Source organism: Pseudomonas sp. NFACC05-1 (assembly GCF_900100135.1).
In the GTDB taxonomy this organism is placed as follows: Bacteria; Pseudomonadota; Gammaproteobacteria; order Pseudomonadales; family Pseudomonadaceae; genus Aquipseudomonas; species Aquipseudomonas fluorescens_Q.
Map to the genome: position 1 here is coordinate 564956 of NZ_FMTR01000001.1, position 16365 is coordinate 581320.

At 60.2% G+C, this 16365-nt stretch carries 10 protein-coding genes; 6 read left to right on the forward strand and 4 right to left on the reverse strand.

Annotation, left to right across the window (positions count from 1 at the left end):
* Positions 1–3 precede the first annotated feature (3 nt).
* From BLO97_RS02515 to BLO97_RS02530, 4 genes are all read right to left on the reverse strand, one after another.
* Positions 4–441, reverse strand: coding sequence for a type 2 periplasmic-binding domain-containing protein (locus tag BLO97_RS02515; RefSeq protein WP_063321661.1), 438 nt, complete (start codon positions 439–441; stop codon positions 4–6).
* A gap of 11 nt (positions 442–452) precedes the next feature.
* Positions 453–1691 (reverse strand): porin, encoded by a 1239-nt coding sequence (locus BLO97_RS02520; RefSeq protein WP_092344756.1) that lies wholly within the window; start codon positions 1689–1691, stop codon positions 453–455.
* Positions 1692–1779: 88 nt separating this feature from the next.
* A complete protein-coding gene (locus tag BLO97_RS02525; RefSeq protein WP_092344758.1) occupies positions 1780–3642 on the reverse strand; it encodes an ATP-binding protein in 1863 nt (620 codons plus the stop codon).
* Positions 3643–4016: 374 nt separating this feature from the next.
* Positions 4017–6236 carry a TonB-dependent siderophore receptor gene (locus BLO97_RS02530; protein ID WP_092344760.1) on the reverse strand — a complete coding sequence of 740 codons (2220 nt, stop codon included), beginning with the start codon at positions 6234–6236 and terminating at the stop codon, positions 4017–4019.
* A 289-nt stretch (positions 6237–6525) separates the two neighbouring features.
* Between BLO97_RS02530 and BLO97_RS02535 the strand changes: the two genes are divergently transcribed.
* The 6 genes from BLO97_RS02535 (at position 6526) to BLO97_RS02560 (ending at position 16344) form a co-directional block, all read left to right on the forward strand.
* Complete coding sequence (locus BLO97_RS02535) at positions 6526–7329, forward strand: ABC transporter ATP-binding protein (protein ID WP_092221812.1); 804 nt, start codon at positions 6526–6528, stop codon at positions 7327–7329.
* Positions 7326–8309 carry a FecCD family ABC transporter permease gene (locus tag BLO97_RS02540; protein ID WP_063321657.1) on the forward strand — a complete coding sequence of 328 codons (984 nt, stop codon included), beginning with the start codon at positions 7326–7328 and terminating at the stop codon, positions 8307–8309. The genes BLO97_RS02535 and BLO97_RS02540 overlap by 4 nt, the downstream gene beginning before the upstream one ends.
* Positions 8306–9355 (forward strand): FecCD family ABC transporter permease, encoded by a 1050-nt coding sequence (locus tag BLO97_RS02545; RefSeq protein WP_063321656.1) that lies wholly within the window; start codon positions 8306–8308, stop codon positions 9353–9355. The genes BLO97_RS02540 and BLO97_RS02545 overlap by 4 nt, the downstream gene beginning before the upstream one ends.
* A gap of 83 nt (positions 9356–9438) precedes the next feature.
* On the forward strand, positions 9439–10347 hold the full coding sequence (locus tag BLO97_RS02550; RefSeq protein ID WP_063321655.1) for an ABC transporter substrate-binding protein: 909 nt from the start codon (positions 9439–9441) through the stop codon (positions 10345–10347).
* 134 nt (positions 10348–10481) lie between these two features.
* Entirely contained in the window at positions 10482–11456 is a 975-nt protein-coding gene (locus BLO97_RS02555) for a TauD/TfdA family dioxygenase (protein ID WP_092345098.1), read from the forward strand.
* 70 nt (positions 11457–11526) lie between these two features.
* Entirely contained in the window at positions 11527–16344 is a 4818-nt protein-coding gene (locus BLO97_RS02560; RefSeq protein WP_092344762.1) for a non-ribosomal peptide synthetase, read from the forward strand.
* The last annotated feature ends 21 nt before the right edge of the window (positions 16345–16365 follow it).

The window sequence follows — 16365 nt, forward strand, 5'->3', positions numbered from 1 at the left end:
CGCTTATTGCGGGTCAAGCGGCAGTGCCCTGACGCTGCCGTCTACCTCCTGAGCATCGATATAGCCAATGGTGCCGGGGTTCTCTGCAACACGCTTCTTGACCTCCGCACTGCTTGAAACAGCCTGGGGCGGTTGGCCTCTGCCGGTAAAGATGATTTTCGACCAGTGCGCCTTGAGCTGGGAGGCGGACTTGCTTGTGAACGTTGTGTAGAACTCGTCGCGGGTCGGCGAATCTTCCGTCAGGTCAATGGGCGTTGCCTGTCCTCCGTCGGGGAAACGACTGGTCTTGCCGAGGAATATATCCGCCACCTGATTGCGCGCGAGCGTCTTCACCGGGCTGGACGCGGCGACGACCACCACTACCTCGGCCTTGACGGCAGCACTGGCGGCGCACAGGGCGAGCCCCGCCATGGCGAATCCGATGAGTCTCACAACCCACATGGCCTGCTCCATCAGAAGACAAAATCAACAGCCAGGCTGATGACGTTGAGCGAACCCCCCGACGTGAAGTCCGGTTGGGGGTTGATCAACGGACCGACCGAGTTGCCCTTGAAACGTGTGTGATCGAATTGCACTTTGGCGTCCATGTTCTTGGTGAAGTCCCAGCGCATACCCAGGGAAAGGGTCTGCTGGCCTTCGTTCGAGCCCAGGATGCTGTTGAGCGCACCGTTGAGTTCGGCGGCCGTGCCCGCCAGGGCCGGCGGTAAGGCCGATAGCGTCAGGCCCGGGCTGGAGACTTCTGTTTCGGTTCTGGAGCGCGCGTAGGTGACATAGGGGGTGAACGCTGCGATGCGGTACCCGCCGCTGATGTACCAGGCGCTGGTCCTGCCCAGGCCGGAACGGCTGTCCAGACGCCCCCATTCACTCATGACGAACCAGTCGCCCGGATCATAGCTGGCACCCAAGCCGATAAAGTCGACGGGGGTGTCATCGGAATCGTAGCGATCGGCGATGGCGACGCCTTCCGGACCAAACGCCCTGAAGGTATCGAAGAGTGAATTGAACGGCTCCAGGGTCAGGTCGGCCTTCATGTAGGTGATGCGTGTGGTGAGGACGCCAAGCTCGGTGGTGTTGGTGACCCCCCAGAGATTTCTCGTCAGCGCCTTGCCGGTCCCGTCGGAGTCGCGGCTGTCGGTCTGGCCGTAGTGGGCGTGCACCGTGTTGGTGATTTCATCGACTCGAAACCGGTAGCTGCCATCGATGCCGTCGCTGCTGGAAATCGGCATCAGGCTGTAGACCTCCATGGGCGCTCGCACCCAATGCAGGGTATAGCCCACTTTTCGAGTGTCGGAGACCAGGAGCGACGGCAACACGGTACGGCCAATGCGTGCGTTGAAGTCCGGCGTGAACTGGTACTTGATGTTGGCCCACTCGACAAAGGGTCGGTAACTGTTGTCGTAGCGCTGCTCGGAAATGACCTGCACCACAGCTGACAGCTGCGGGGTGAACGTGGCGGTCAGCTGGGCACCGATCAGGCTGTCGACGTCGGCGCTCCAGTTGCGCGAATGCCCCGCGCCGTTGGGCTTGAAGATACTGGACGTGAAGTCGGCTTTTTTCTCGCTGGAGTGAACGATCCCCACCGTGCCGAAGCTGCTCAACGAGAACATCGACGTATCGGCTGTATCGGCGCTGGAGCCGCCGGCATACAGCGTCATGACGGCCAGGGCCAGTGTGTTGGGTCTTGTCGCCATAGGGTCAACGTGACCTCGTTGCATGGAGCGCCATTCGTCTGTTCCTTGTAACGTTGGCTGAAACTGCGTGAAACCACCGAAGCGTAGCCTAGATCGCCAATTTGAGCGTAAAGGTCGCCCCTGTTCCCGGGCCATCGCTGTGGGCTTCCAGTGAACCGCCCATCTCCATGGCCGCCAGGACGCAGCTGTGCAGACCAAAACCATGACCGTCCTTACGCGTGGTAAAGCCATGGGCAAATATTCGCGTCAGGTTCTCGGGCGCGATGCCTTCGCCATTGTCGATGACCTTGATCACCAGGGTGTCTCCTTGGTGCATCTCACTCTGAAGGATGATCTGGTGAGCAAGCTCAGGCTTGTCATCCATCGCCCTGCTGGCGTTTTTTATCAAGTTGACCAGGATCAGCAGCACCCGGTGCTTGTCCAACAGCAACAAGGGCGTTTCGGCAAATTTTCGTACCACGGCTATCTGGCGCGCCGCGATGATGCCGGCGTTCATGCGCAAGGCATCCTCGATCAGTTCCTTTATCTGCACGGTTTCGGCAATGGTAGAGGTGCCCGCATACGATTGCTGGGCGGAAACGATTTCCTTGATGTGGTCAACGCTTTTAGTCAGCTGGCCGAGTTCCTCGGCCATGCTCTGTTGCTCGATCGCAAGCGCGTCTACCAGTTGGTTCAGGTAGCCGGGCAGCAGCTTGCCTTTTTCGTCGCGGGAGATGAAGTCGCCGAGGTCCTCGGCATGCTCGTTCATCATTTGCACCGCTTTGCCGAGCCCCAAGGCCTTGCTGGTACGCAGCTTGCGGGTGACCAGGTCGGCGGAGATATTCACGCTGTTGAGCACATTGCCCACGTTGTGCAAGACGTTGGTGGCGATTTCGGCCATGCCGGCTTGACGGGCGGCCGCGGCCAGTTGCGTCTGGGCTTCGGCGGCGCGCAAACGGCTCTGCGCCAGTTGCCAGCTCATCCGGGCGAGCAGGCTCACCAACAACACCAGCACCAGGCTGCCGCCTGCGGCGCGCCAGAGATAGGTGCGCGCTTGCTGGTTCACTGCGGCCAGTTGCTCTTGCTCGGACAAGCCCACAATCACCGCCAACGGAAAGTCGTAGAGCTGGCGGGCACTGGTGTAGCGCCGCACCCCGTCCCATCCGTTGACCGAGAGCACGGTCTCGGTGTTTTCGGCGTCCGGCACCACGGCGCTGTAATTGACCGTATCGCCGGCCAGTACCGTTTCCCCGGTGCGCCGTACGCGGAAGATGCCGTCGGTGCCAAGCAGCCCGAGCGCACCCTGGTCGCCGAGTTTCGAGGCGTCGTAGCTGCTGACAAAATAGGCCGCATCGACCTCGACCCTGGCGATCCCGGAAAGCCCGCCATCCTTCGCGTCGAGTCGCCGGCTGAAACGCAGGCGCCATTCTCCGGTGACAGGGCTTTTCCACGGGTGGCTGATGGACAGTGAGTCGCTATGGCGCAGCGTTTGCTGCTCATCAGGGTCGGCGATATTTTCCCGCTCGTTGACCCGCGTGCTTGCCACGAGCCTGCCGTCCGGGCTGACCACACTGACGTCGAACACCAAGGCCGGCGGCAACAAGGCCCGCTCCTGGAGACGGCGCAAGGGATTAGGCTCACCTTCAGCTTCGTAGGTGTATTTGACCAGTTTGAGGGTTTGATCGATTTCGTGAATGGCGCGCAACATTTGCGCTTCGTAGGTGGCGCCCATCTCCAGGCTTGCCGTCGCGGCGCTCTGCTGCGCGCGGGCATGTTCAACCTTGATCAGGTACAGGGTCGCGGTCCAGATGGCCAGCAACAGCAACGCGGCCAGCATCGGAAACAGAATGTAGGCTTCCTTGGCCTGGTCGATGCCAAACCGAAATACGCCGGCCTCGGTATCGCCATCAATCTCTGCATGATGGGCAGGGCCAGGGGCCAACCTCAGTGTCTCGGGCCGCTGGTTCGGCATAGTGTGCTCCCTGCATTTCACTATTGAAGGCGGGTGGTTATCCGACGCGGTTTATGGCTCGAGAGGATGTTGCTCCAGGTTGCACGAGCGAAAATATTTCGGATTTGCTAGGAACTATAGACCACAAACCGTACCTGCCAGTGCGCGGTGATACGGTCCGATAGCCTTGATTCCCCAGGCCTATGCCGCAATCCTGGTTAGCAATACCTGATTGGTCTATTGTCCTTGGGACGTGATCGGTTTTTTGTATGAACAGGCGCTTGATCGCCCTTGAGGGGGGTAGAAGCCAGTGTCACCCAGCTTCTATCTGGTGCTTGGATTTCTGCTGCGTTACATGGCTCGGTCGACCCCTGCCAGCGCCGACCGAGCCGATCTTACCACCTGAAATTAACGGAGGTTACCAACTCGCGCTCGTCGCCGTAGCGGCAGATGGCAACTTCACAGTAAGTGTATTTCTTGTTCGTCACGTTGTTTGCGTTGAGGGCGATGTCCCAGTTCTTGTCGATCTGGTAGCTGGCCATGGCATCGAACAGGGTATAGGCCGGCATCTGCGAGTCGATACCCGAGGCCTGGGTGGTTCCCTTGTAGCGAGCACCACCACCGACCTTCAACTGCGGCAAGCCGAACAAGGCGAAGTTGTAGTCTGCCCATATGGCGGCCTGATGGTAGGGCGTGTCTTCGCTGCGCTGGCCTACTTCGCTCTGGATCTGGCTTTTGGTAATGCGCGCATCGGTGTAGGCGTAGGTCGCGATGACACTCAGTTGAGGCGTCACGTCTGTCTTGGCTTCCAGCTCCAGGCCGCGGGAGCGCTGTTCGCCAATCTGCTGGGGATTTTCGCCCGCCAGGTCGCGCTTCACTACGTTCTCTTGCGTCAGTTCATAAACCGCTGCGCTCAACAGGGTGTTGCTGCCAGGAGGCTGGTAGCGAATACCAATTTCGTACTGCTTGCCTTCGGTAGGATCGAAGGTCTGCCCATCAGTCGCTTCGGCCACCGCGACCGGGAAGAACGATTCGCTGTAGCTGATGTACGGGGCCAGGCCGTTATCCGCCTGATACACAAGGCCCGCACGCCAGGTGGTGGCTTCGTTGCTTTGATGAGCCGGAGACCGACCAGGGGCAAAGGCTTTTTGATCCTGGCTGGCCCAGTCGTGGCGGCCACCGAGCAACAGCAACCAGTGGTCGTCGAACTTGATCTGGTCTTGCAGGTAGATGCCTGTCTGCAGGGTATCGATCTGTGAGCCACGATCACGGCTCGGATCCTTGTCCACCACTACCGGTTGCCCGTAGTTGTAGTCACCGATATTGATAGAAGGTGCGTTGGCCCGGAAGTTATGCGAATCGTACGACGCATCGTAGGTATCAGCGCCCACCAGGAAGGTGTTTTCCACGCCGCCGATGTTCCAGCGTGTCTCGACGTTAGTGTCGCTGGCCAGGGCTCTGGAGCGCTCATGGCGATCACTGTACTGACGAGCCAGGAGGCCCGTGGTGGCTGCGGTATTGACTGGGGCCCCTGTCCGAACCTGCAGGTATTTCCATTTCACATCCGCTTCGTAGTAACGCAATTTGTTGCTGATGCGGGTGTGCTCGTCGAAACGGTGTTCAAACTCGTAGCCGATGGCGGACATTTCGCCATTCATATCGTCGTAGTCAGGCTCACCGATGAAATCGTGGCGGCCGATGGTGAAGGGGCCGTTGCCGACACCTTTGACGAGTTGATAGGGCAGGGGGGCGGAGAAGCGTGTGTCACTTTTTTGATAGAAGGACAGCAATGTCAGCGACGTGTCTTCGTTGGGACGCCAGGTCAGGGCCGGGGCGATGTAGGTCTTGTCGTCGTTGATGTAGTCCTGCTGGGTGTCACTGTCGCGCTTGAGCATGGTCAAGCGATAGCTAAGCGTCTCGCTGTCGCCCAGGGGGCCGCTGAAGTCCGCTGTCAGTTGCTTGCGATCGTGATTGCCATATTGCAGGCCCAACTCGTGCAGCGGCGCCTCCGTCGGGCGCTTGCTGACGCCGTTGACGAATCCACCCGGTGACAGCTGCCCGTACAAGACCGAGGCCGCGCCGCGGATCACTTCCACGCGCTCCAGGCCGAAGGGTTCTTGGACGCCGTCGTAGGAGTTGTTTTGCAGGCGCAGGCCGTCGCGCAGCGAGCCGCCGGTGGCGGACTCTACGTCGAAACCACGAATGCGGAACCGATCGGAGGTCCGGTTGAAGCTGCTGGGCTGGCTGGTGAAGCCCGGGGTGTAGCTCAGGGCGTCGGCCAGGGTGTCTGATTTGCGATCGCGCATTTCATCGGCGGTCACCACGGACAACGACTGCGGCGTCTCAGTGATGGCTGCGTTGGTTTTGGTGGCGCTGGTGTTGCGCAAGGCGACTTTGCCGTTGACCGGGCCTGTCGGGTTCTCCGGGGCGGCGGCGTTGATGTTGATTTCACCGAGTTGAACGGTTGTACCCTTATCGGATGTTTCATCCTGCGCGGCGATCGCCTGCGCTGAAAAAATGCTCCCCAAAGCCAGTGCAAGGGTGCTCAGGTGAAATGCGGGATGACGCATGACGTAACGTTTTTCGGTGCCAACTGTTGTTTTTTTTCCGAGCATCGAGGGAGTCCTTGAGTTTACATTTTGGCTTTGGGGGCCTTATGCCCTGATTCAGTTCGATCAATAGACCATCAGGGTTGGTGTCTACTGGCCATATGTTAGCTGTAAATGATAAGGGTTTGCATTAGTGTTGTCAGTCTTGTAGGCAATTATTTTATTTTCGACATATCCTGTCGCCCACTTATGCCCCCCGGCTGACTCCCTACGGTGTTACCGGACGAAAGAAATATCGCGGGGGCGTTGCTCGACGAATAATTCGATCAGGCCTTTTGGGCGTGGAGGGACGGTCATGCTGAAAGCCACCGATGTGCGGCTGAGCTATGGCGAACAGCAGATTCTCAACGGTGTTAGCCTGGATATTCCTGAAGGGCGTTTCACGGCGTTGATCGGGGCGAACGGGTGCGGCAAGACCACGTTGTTAAATGTGCTTGCGCATATGCTGCGGCCGAGCGCGGGCGACGTGCAGCTGTCGGGGAAGCGGCTGGGGCAGTATTCGCGTCGAACGCTGGCACAACACCTGGCGTTATTGCCGCAGCGCACGACATCGCCAGCGGGTATGAGTGTGCGCGAGCTGGTGATGCAGGGGCGTTTTCCCTGGCAGACCTGGTGGCGCCAATGGTCCGAACAGGATCAACAGGCAATTGACCGCGCCATTGACTTGGCGGGCATCAGTCCTTTGCTTGATCGTTCCTTGGCCACCCTGTCGGGTGGACAACTGCAACGCTGCTGGATTGCAATGACCCTGGCCCAGGATACGCCGGTGATCCTTCTGGATGAGCCAACGACATTTCTGGATATTGCGCATCAGATCACGCTGCTTGAGTTGCTGGTGGATCTTCGTGAGCAAGGCAAAACCATCGTGGCGGTCCTTCACGACCTGAACCAGGCGGCGCGTTATGCCGACCATTTGGTGATGATGCGCGAAGGGCGTGTGCTCGCCCAAGGCGTCCCTGCCAAGGTGTTCACTCGGGACAATCTCAAAGCGGTGTTTGATCTGGATGCGCACATCATCACCGACCCTTATTCCGGTGATCCGTTATGCGTGCCGCAGACGAGCCGAAGCCAGCCATTGGCTGTGCGGGAGGCGATGTGAGTCAGGGTTTACGGTTGCCGGTCTGGTTGGGCTTGTTGATGGCAATTGCCTTGACCTCGCTGCTTCATCTGGCCGTCGGCGCAAAGGACATACCTTGGCAGGAAGCTTGGCAGGCCTTGGTCGCCTATGCGCCGGGCAACCCCGACCAGAGCGTCATTCGTGGCAGCCGCTTACCGCGTCTGCTGGTCGCGATGCTGGTGGGGGCCAGCCTCGGGCTTGCCGGTGCAATCATGCAGGCGGTGGGTGATAACCCGTTGGCCGATCCGGGCATTCTCGGCATCAACAGCGGTGCTGCGTTATTCGTCGTGTTCGGTTTGCTGGTGCTGCCGGGCAACGATATGTCGATGATTCCATTGTTTGCATTTGCGGGGGCATTGGTGGCCTCTGTCGGCGTCCTGCTGTTGGCGGGTCGGGGGCACAATCCGATTCGGCTGACACTGTCCGGAGCGATGATCGCGGCACTGTTCAGCGCCATTACCTCGATTTTGCTGCTGCTCGATCAACAGGGGCTCGACAGTCTGCGGCGCTGGCTTACCGGCTCCATCGGAGTGACCGGGGGCTCGATGCAGGCTTGGGTCTGGCCTTATGTCTTGCTCGGCATGTGCCTGTGCCTGGTGAACGTCCGTGCATTGAATGCCCATCGTCTTGGCCCGCAGGCTGCGGCCGGCATGGGTGTCAATCTGTTGAAAATGCGCGTGCTGGGCTTGGCGTCGGTGGTGCTGTTGTCTGGGGGGGCAGTGGCCTTGGCGGGGCCCATTGGCTTTGTCGGTCTGGTGGTGCCTCATGCGGCGCGACTGTTGTTCGGCGATGATTATCGTCGACTGTTGCTGGCCGCCCCGTTGCTGGGAGCGTTGCTGCTGATTCTGGCGGATATCGCGGCAAGAACCGTGGTGCGTCCGTTCGAACTCAATACCGGTATCGTGACGGCGCTTATCGGCGGCCCTATTTTTGTCGTGCTGGTATTGAGGAAGGTCAGATGATGCGAGCGGGATTGACCTTGCCCCGGGCGTATCCGTTGTTGCCTTGGATTGCGCGACCGATCGACTTGATTTCAGTGTTGTTGCTGATGGTTGCCGTTGTTGCATTGGCGCTGTACGCATTGACCGTCGGCAGCTACTCACTGAGTGTCGCCCAGGTCTGGCAAGCCTTGCTGGCACCTGAGCAAGTCAATTCGACAATGCGCAACCTGCTCTGGGAGCTGCGGCTGCCGCGTGTCTTGCTGGCGGTCCTGGCCGGTGCGGCCATGTCCCTTGCGGGTCTGTTGATGCAGTCGTTGACGCGTAACCCGCTGGCGGCGCCGGGCCTGGTGGGCGTGGAATCAGGCGCCAGCGTCACCATGTTGTTGATTATCGTGCTCTGGCCGGCGCTTTTACCTCTGGAGTTCTATCCATTGGCGGCACTGGCCGGCGGGTTGGCGGTGGCTTTCTTCGTTGCGCTGCTGTCCTGGCGCCAGGGCATCTCGCCGTTGCGCTTGATCCTCGTCGGCGTCGGTCTCACCGCGATGCTTAGCGCGGTGGCCGACCTGCTCATCACTTACGGCAATATCGATCAGGTGGAGTCGGCCCTGATGTGGCTTGGCGGCAGTTTGCACCGAGCCAGTTGGCCGCAGGTTCATAGCCTCGGCCTTTGGCTATTGGTGGCTGGGGTGCCGTTGCTGTTCTGTCATCGCCAGTTGAATCTGTTGCAGTTGGGTGAAAAAGTCGCACTCAGTCGAGGGCTGAATGTCACGTGGATCATGGTTTCGTTGTTGCTGTGCAGCGTCATGTTAACGGCGGCTGCAGTGGCGAACGTGGGCACCATGACGTTTGTCGGGCTGGTGGCGCCTCATCTGGCGCGACAAATGGCGGGTGACCGTCATGGCGCCTTGATCCCCTTGTCGGCCTTGGTCGGTGCGTTGTTGGTGCTGGCCGGTGACACGCTGGGCAGGGGGCTTTTGCCGCCCCTGCAGTTGCCCGCAGGGCTGGTTGTCGCAATCATCGGCGCGCCGTATCTGATTGTTTTGCTGGCGCGTCAACGCAGTCGCTGAAAACACAGCGACGCTCATTGGAAATGTGTGGAGGTAAACGCGTGCGGGACCGGGTTAAAGGTTTTTTCCGAGGTGTGCTTGGCATGCTATGTGTGCCGTTGGCATTGGTAGCTGTACAGGCTGGCGCCGCTGAAACCAAAGTGTTCGAGAACAGTTTTGGCCGAGTCGAGGTTCCCGTGGCGCCGCATTGCATTGTGTCTTTGCATGACTTCAGCCTGACGGCCCAGTTGCTGGAGTTGGGGGTCAAACCCTGTGGTTCGACGGGGCGCAAAAAGCTGTTCTCGGACGTGTTGTTCCGCGGGACGCAGGAGCGGTTCGATGTGACGGGCATTCAGTATATCGGCTCGCACCAGGCGCCCGATCTGGAAGCCATTGCAGCCTTGAAGCCTGACTTGATCGTGGGTTTGTCCTATCACGCCGACCTCAAGGACAAGCTCAGCAAAATCGCCCCGGTCGTGCTGCTCCCTGCTCGGGAAAGCGATATCAAGACTTACGCTAAACAACTCGCCGACCTGGTCGGCAAGCAGCAGCGCTATGCGGAAATGCTCAACGAATATCAATGGGTCGTCAGCGAGTTCAAGAAGCGCGTGAAAGATCCTTCGCGCATTACCGTCACGACGCTGGAAGTCTACAGCGACGGCTTTCAACTGATCGGTCGCGGCGGCATGGACGACGTCATTGCCGACTTTGGCCTGGGGCGTGTCGCCGCGTACCGCGAGGCGCGGCAGAACGTGCCTTACAGCCTGGAACGCATCGGCGACTTCGACAGCGATTTCATTATTGACACGTATGAAGAGTTGCTCGACTCAGAAGCCAGCACAGCGGCGTTTCGTCAGTCCCCACAGTGGCAGAATCTGTTTGCAGTGAAGAATCGCCAATTCCTGTACCTCAATCGCAGCCGCTATGCCGATACGATGCAGGGCCTGGTGGGTTCTGCCTATCTGCTGATGTCGCATATCGCCGAGCGCGAGAGCGTGCTGCAGACCAAGTAAAACGTATCATCTGCAATACAATTGTCATTAATGACAATGATTCTCTATTGCAGGTGTTACTCGTTTGTATTAGTTTATGCTCTCGAAAAATACGCTGATCGCGATGGCGGGGGGCTTAAATGGAAAGCGGTTTGATGCGTGCACAGGTTCAATTCATGGATGTTGTACCGGGTAACGAGCAGACCCTGCCGTTCATATTCCAGGCTCCGCTTGCCGGCGATGCCTGGCAAGCCAGTCGAGCGCAGATCCAGCAGGTCGTAGAAACTGAGTTGCCGCGTGCGGGTGGCATTTTGTTTCGCGGTTTTGCGTTCAAGGGAGAGGCGGACTTCGAGGAATTTGCTCGTAGCTTCGGCCATGAACTGCTGACCTATGACTACGCTTCCACCCCGCGCACCAAGCTCAACAACCGGGTATACACCTCCACCGAGTACCCGGCCCATCAGGTTATCCCGCTGCACAATGAACAGTCCTATTCGCTGAATTGGCCGATGAAAATCTGGTTTCATTGTATGCAGGCCTCGCCGGTCGGCGGTGAAACCCCCATAGCCGACAGCCGCCTCGTTTACCAGCAACTCGATCCTGCTATCCGTCAGCGTTTTGCCGAGAAACGCCTGATGTACGTGCGCAATTACGGCAATGGCCTGGACTTGCCCTGGCAACAGGCTTTCAGCACCGAAGACCGTGCCCAGGTCGAGCGTTTCTGTCGCGACAGCAACATCGAGTTCCAGTGGACGGACGATGGCGAGCTTTCCACTCGCCAGGTCTGCCAGGCCGTTGCCCAGCATCCGGTGACCCGGGAGTGGGTGTGGTTCAACCAGGCTCATCTGTTCCATATCTCCAACCTGGCAGCGTCGGTGCGCGAGACATTGATCTCCATCGTCGGGGAGCAGGGCGTGCCGCGTAACGTGTTTTATGGCGACGGCTCGCCAATTGAATTGGAAGCGTTGGAGCACATCCGCGAAGTGCTGCAGCGCTGTCAGGTGAGTTTTCCCTGGCAGGCGGGTGACGTCTTGATGCTCGACAACATGCTGGTCGCTCACGGTCGTTCGACCTTCCAGGGATCGCGCAAGGTCGTGGTCGCCATGGCAGAACCAGTCTCGGCAAGCTGATCGCCTCCCACTTTCAGAAAGCCGTCGTAATGGGCGGCCTATTTCGAACAAGTACAATCAAGGACATCAAATGCTCGATCGCCTGATGCATCGCTGCTGGCTGCGTGGAATTCGCCTATCGATAGCCCAAGGTCAATTGATCGTTACGCACGGATCGCCAGGTGCGCTGGATGATGAGCTCAATGCCGAGCTCCATGCACGCGACGCCGAAATTCTGCAGTGGCTGCAACAGCACCCCGATTATTTTGCTGCCCGGCCCCTGACGGATAACGAGCAGGCGCTCTGGTTCCTTCAGCGCCTGGAGCCTGACAGCTGCGCCTATAACATTGCCTATGCCGGACGGATCAAGCCGCAGTTCGTTACCCAAGACTTGCCTCAACGCCTGCAGGACGCCTGGGTGACGGTCCAGCAGCGCTATCCGATGTTGTGCACGGCCTATGCCGAGCGCAACGGCGAGTTGTTGCAGTGGAGCCACCGCGAGCGGGTCCAGCCGTTGCAGTGTGTGGCCCTGCAAGACGCGGGCGCAGAGACGTTGCAGCAACGTATCACTGAGTCGGCCGATCTTCCCTTCAAGCTGGAAGAGGGGGACGTCAGTCGGGTCGTCCTTTTGAGCAATGCACGCGACGGCCATGTCGAGCACACCGTGCTATTGGTGATTCATCACATCGCGGCGGATCTGGCCACGTTCTACATTGTGCTCAATGAGCTGTTCGCATTGATCAACGATCAGCCGCTGCCCGCCGTGAATCCCGACGCCTATCGCAACTACTGCAGTGATCTGCACATCCGCAGCGAAGCGGCCGAGCCCGTGGAACTGGCCTGGTGGCAGGCACAACTGGCCGAAGCGCCGACGCTGGAGTTGCCGACGGATTTTCCCTACGGCAGCAATCAGGCATTCAAAGGTGGGGAGTTGTCGGTCCGCTTCGATCCGGCCACCACGGCACGGTTTCGCGCCGTAGCCCGAGAGGTGGGAGTGACGCCGTATGTGCTGTGGTTCTCACTGTTCCAGCAATTTCTCGGCGTGCTGTCAGGCCAAGACGATTTCGTCCTGGGGACGCCCAGCGGTTGGCGCTTGCGACGCGAGCACGTCAATCTGCCGGGCTACCTGGTCAATCCGCTGCCGATTCGCTGCCGTCTGCGTCGGGATCTGTCCAGCGGCGACTGGGCCAGGCAGGTAGATGCCACCGTCAAGCAAGCCCTGCAGCACCGCCATTACCCATTCTCGCGCCTGGTCAAGCAACTGGATTTACCGCGCCAGGTGGGCCGGGCGCCGCTGTTCCAACATATGTTCACGCTGAACAAGGAACGCATTGCGCCTTTCGAGCAGTACGTCGACCGCTTGCTGTCGGAGCAGCGCGGCGCGGCCCACGAACTGAACATGGTGATCATCGACGAGGAGGAGGGGTTCCTCTGCCGCTGGCGTTACAGCAAGGCGTTGTACCGCCATGAAACGATTGAGCGCTACCGGGATCAGTTCGTCGCCTTGGCACTCGCGGCGATCGAACAGCCCAAAAGGCCGTTTGCCGAGCTCGAGTGGTTGGTGCCCGAGCAGCAGTCATTCCTGAGCGGGGAGGATGCGTCGGTCGCCGTCAGCAACGCCTGGCAGGCGTTCACTGAGCAGTGTGAGCGCAAGCCCCAGTCGATTGCTCTTCAGGATGAGCAGGGTACGCTCAGCTATGCCGAGCTGGGACGTGCTGTGGTCGCCCGCGGCGAACGCTTGCAGGAGGCTTCGAGCCTGGCCGGTGAGCGCATTGCCTTGTGCCTGCCGCGCAGTCGTGAGTTGGTGATGCATATGCTCGCAACCTGGCAGTGTGGCGCGACCTACCTGGCCCTCGATCCGCAGTGGCCGTCGTCGCGTTTGCAGGCTATCTGTCAGGATGCAATGCCCAAGGTGTGGATCAGTGAGGGCGCGCGACCCGAGTGGTTGCCTGAGCAGGTTCGGTGGTTGGCGTTGCCGTCTGTGCAATTGTCCAGTGAGTCACCTTTGCGAGCGGCCCTGGCGGCCGATCTTGCGGCTTACGTGGTGTACACCTCGGGTTCCAGCGGCCGGCCAAAGGGCGTAAAGGTCAGCCAGGGCAATCTGATTCATTACGTCACCGGCTGCCTTGAACGCCTGAAGCTGCCGGCCGATGCGAGTCTGGCGAGTCTGGCCAGCTGTGCGACCGACCTGGGCCACACGGCCTTGTTCGGCGCACTGCTGAGCGGCCGCTGTCTGCGCCTGCTGGCCGAGGAACTGGCCTTCGACGCCGAGGAACTGGCTGCCGTGCTTGAACACCAGCCCGTCGACCTGTTGAAAATCGTGCCGTCGCACCTCAACGCCTTGTTGATCGCCAAAGACCCGCAGCGGCTGTTGCCGCGTCGATGCCTGGTGGTGGGCGGCGAGGCCCTGAGCCACGAGTTGGTGACACGCTTGCGTGCCTTGAGCGCGGATTTGCGCATCGTCAACCACTATGGACCCAGCGAAACCACCGTCGGGGTGCTGACCCATGAGGTCGATGCCAGCGGTGCCGCACCGTTGGGGCGGCCACTGGCCAATGTCCAGGTCAGCGTGCGCTCGTTTGATGGCGCTCTGTTGCCGATCGGCGTCAGCGGTGAACTGTACGTTCAAGGGGCGACCGTCGCTCAGGGGTATCTCAGTGCCACCGATGCCGATCACGCACGCTTTGGTGAGCACGGTTATCGCACTGGGGACCGCGTGCGACTCAATCACCAGGGGCAGGTGGAGTTTCTCGGTCGCCTCGATGAGCAGGTCAAGATCAGGGGCTACCGGGTGGAGCCGGCGGAAGTCGCGGCACAGTTACGCGCCATGCCTCATGTCAGCGATGTCAGGGTGCTCAACAGCCCCACGCCGTTGTCGGGCAATCGACTGGTAGCCTTCCTGGTCGCGCCGTCGGCCGCACTGGCCGAAATCCAGACGGCGCTGCAACGGCAATTGCCGGACTACATGCAACCGACTCAGTGGCATTGTCTCGACGGCTTCGCCTTGCTGCCCAACGGCAAGGTCGATCGTCAGGCATTGTTGCGCCTGGCTGAGCAAGCGACGGCGCCGCTGCATGGGGCAGGGCCGTTGGGCGATCAGCCCTTGAGCGCCGTGGAAGCCGCGTTGCTGGACATCTGGCGGGCGATGCTCGGCAACCCCGAGGTGGGGCCTGATGACAACTTCTTTGCCTTGGGTGGCGACTCCATTCTTGGCCTGCAAATCATTGCCCTGGCACGCCAGCAACAGATTCTGATGACACCCAAGCAGTTGTTTGCCGAGCAAAGCGTGCGAGCCTTGGCCCGGGTGGTGCAGACACCACGGCGGACCCTCGAGCAGCGCCTTCTCGAAATCGCCCGGGAGATTCTCAATAACCCGGATCTGCGGGTAGACGACAATTTTTTCTCGGTCGGCGGCGACTCGATTCTGAGTTTGCAGATCATCGCCCGGGCCAAGCAACAGGGTCTGCAGCTCAAACCCAAGCAGATTTTCGAATACCCCACCGTGCGCGGCTGGGCCGAGCAGGTGGTGGACCTTGGCGCGATGAATGCGCAGCCTGCCAGCGACGGGCCTGAGCCCACCACGGCTTTCGCCTTGACGCCGATCCAGGATTGGTTCTTTGCCCAGCAGCAAAACCTGGCCGAACACTGGAACCAGTCGCTGTTGCTGGCTTTGGACGAGCCACTGGATCAGGAGCGGTTTACCCAGGCCCTGGGCTCGTTGCTTGAGCGCCACGCCAGCTTGCGCCTGACCTTTGAAACATCGGCGCAGGGCTGGCAACAACGCTATCAGCGCTTTTCCCAGGAACAGGTCAAAGCGCTGTTCCAGGTTGTGGAAGAACCCTTGACCGAAGCGCTGCTGCAACGCTCGCAGCAGGGCTGGAACCTGGCCCAGGCACCGCTGATCCGCTGGGTGTATTTCCCCCACAGCCGGGAATTGCTTTGCACGGCCCATCACCTGTTGGTCGATGCGGTGTCGTGGCAGGTTCTGCTGCAAGAGTTGGAAGGACTGTACCTGCAACCGGACATGGTTCTGCCCGCCGTCACGGCAGGTTTCCATGTATGGAGCCAAGCGTTGCAGCGCCACCGCGGTGAGCCTGATGTAGTGGCGCAGGTGGATTTCTGGCACGAGCAGCTGGCCGCCGAGGGCGTCGTACCTGCACAGGTCAGCTTGTACGGTGAGAGCCGGACGCTGGACACGCAATTGTCGGTTGAGCAGACGCAGGTGTTACTGGGCGATTGTCATGGGGCGTACGGCACCCAGGTCCAGGATCTGCTGGTGGCCGCGCTGGCCGGAACCATCGGCCAGTGGCAGGGGCGGGAGCGCGTCACCCTCGAATTGGAAAGCCACGGTCGCAGCGGTTGGGAGCAGAGCCCCGATCTGTCCCGCTCGATTGGTTGGCATACCAGCCGCTATCCGCTGGCCGTCGACACCTCATGGGATTGCGAACACTCGATCATCGCCGCCAAGGAAGCCCTGCGCCGCGTACCTGAACAAGGCATGGGTTACGGATTGCTGCGCCTCGACCCGGCCCATGGCCTGGGGGCGGCCTCGCTGCTGACCTTCAACTACCTGGGGCGGGTCGACCAATGGCTCGATGCGTCCAGCCTTTGGCGATTGGCTCGGCCGATCTGCCCGGGCATGCGCGCCGACAGCACCCGCCGTACGCACTTGCTGGATGTCACCGCGCTGGTGAACGAAGGTCGGCTGCATATCGAATGGCGTTATGCCCCGCAGGTCCACGAGCCAGCGTTGGTCCGCGAGTTGGCGCAGCAATTCCAGCAGCGTATTGCGGCCTTGCTGGAGCACTGCCTGGCCCCCACGGCCGGTCGCGCCACGGCTTCGGACTTCGCCGACTCCGGCTTGTCCGACGATGAGTTCCTGGGGCTGCTCGAACAACTCGAGCAGTGACATCTATTGCGCCCCCCTACA